The organism is Paenibacillus sp. N3.4, from assembly GCF_008017805.1.
Taxonomy (GTDB): Bacteria; Bacillota; Bacilli; order Paenibacillales; family NBRC-103111; genus Paenibacillus_E.
Genome location: NZ_VRTT01000194.1, coordinates 1 through 1,289, shown reverse-complemented (window position 1 = coordinate 1,289; position 1,289 = coordinate 1). Strand labels below are relative to the sequence as shown.

Annotated in this window: 2 protein-coding genes; one reads left to right on the top strand and one right to left on the bottom strand. The window is 40.2% G+C overall.

Annotation, left to right across the window (positions count from 1 at the left end):
- On the top strand, positions 1-344 hold a 344-nt coding region (locus tag FU659_RS34890), incomplete at its 5' end, for a M48 family metallopeptidase (protein WP_147951728.1).
- A 256-nt stretch (positions 345-600) separates the two neighbouring features.
- Here FU659_RS34890 and FU659_RS34885 read toward each other — a convergent pair.
- The coding region (locus FU659_RS34885; RefSeq protein WP_147951727.1) for an S-layer homology domain-containing protein at positions 601-1,289 on the bottom strand (689 nt) is incomplete at its 5' end.

Here is a 1,289-nt window from a genome sequence, read left to right as displayed (position 1 = left end):
TAAAAATTAATCTCAAAAAGTTCTATTTCTCAAGCTGCAAGAAGATCATTGGAGAACGCATTAAAATCTATCAAACCCAACTGAAAGTAAAACCCAAAACCGTCGAAATCGACGAGTCCGTCACCAAGTGGGGAAGCTGCAACTCGGATAAAAAATTAACGTTTAATTATCGCTTGGCAATGGCCCCCATGGAAGTTATTGATTATGTCGTTATCCATGAACTCTGCCATCTCTTGCATATGAATCATGATAGGTCATTTTGGCGGAGGGTCGGTAGCATACTGCCGGATTATAAGGAAAGGGAAGCTTATTTGGCACGGTATGGACGTGCGATGACGCTTTAAAATAATTCTTCTTAAGCTCTGTCATCTGTGTGGCTTGGTGAAGTCAGTGGTAAATTTTCGGTCTGAGGAACACGAACCGCAGAAGATACTGGGAAATGTCCCGAAACATAAATAATGCTCTTAACCTTTCCTACTGGAAAGATTAAGAGCTACTTAGTCTAACGATTTGTTATCTAGAAATTCGTTAATCTTTAGGAGCGGCGTATGTGGAGCCGCATGTATGTGTGAGAGGTTAGGGGCTAGGGACTAGCCACCACTATTTACTCGAATTACTGGTTATTATATTTAATAGTCTGTTAATAACGACAGCAGCTTGTGCTCTTGACGAATCTAATGCTGGTGCAAAGTTTGTTTCATCATATCCAGTAAGCAAACCCAAGCTGCTTGCTATGTTGACATAAGTTCTTGCCCAATCACTAATGCTTCCGCTATCTGCATATTTCGCTACTGTTGTAATAGTAATATCAGAAAGCTTCTTATTTGTTACATGTAAATAGGCGTTGACCATCATAACCGCCATTTGTTCCCTTGTGATGTTGGCTTCAGGTTTGAATTTATGGTCACTAACACCATTTACGATATTAGCCTCATGCGCGGCGTAGACAGAGTCTTTATACCATGAGTCATTAGTAACATCATCAAAAGTTACTGCTTGGCTGGGGTTTTGAAGCTTCAATGCTCTGAACAGCATAGCTACAAATTGCGCCCGTGTAAGATTGGCATCTGGTTTAAAAGATGTTTCGTCCATACCGTCGATAATCTTACTGACAACCAACTGATCGATTTCCTTTTGTGCCCAATGACCTTGAATATCGTAAAATGTTTTTAAACTTGCATTCGTTCCCACTTTTTCTAAAACGGCGTATTTCGAGAAATGCGGTAATGTAACAGTAATTGTTCCGTCACTATTAACTACGCCACCCAAGTTGTTCCAAATTCCTGTTT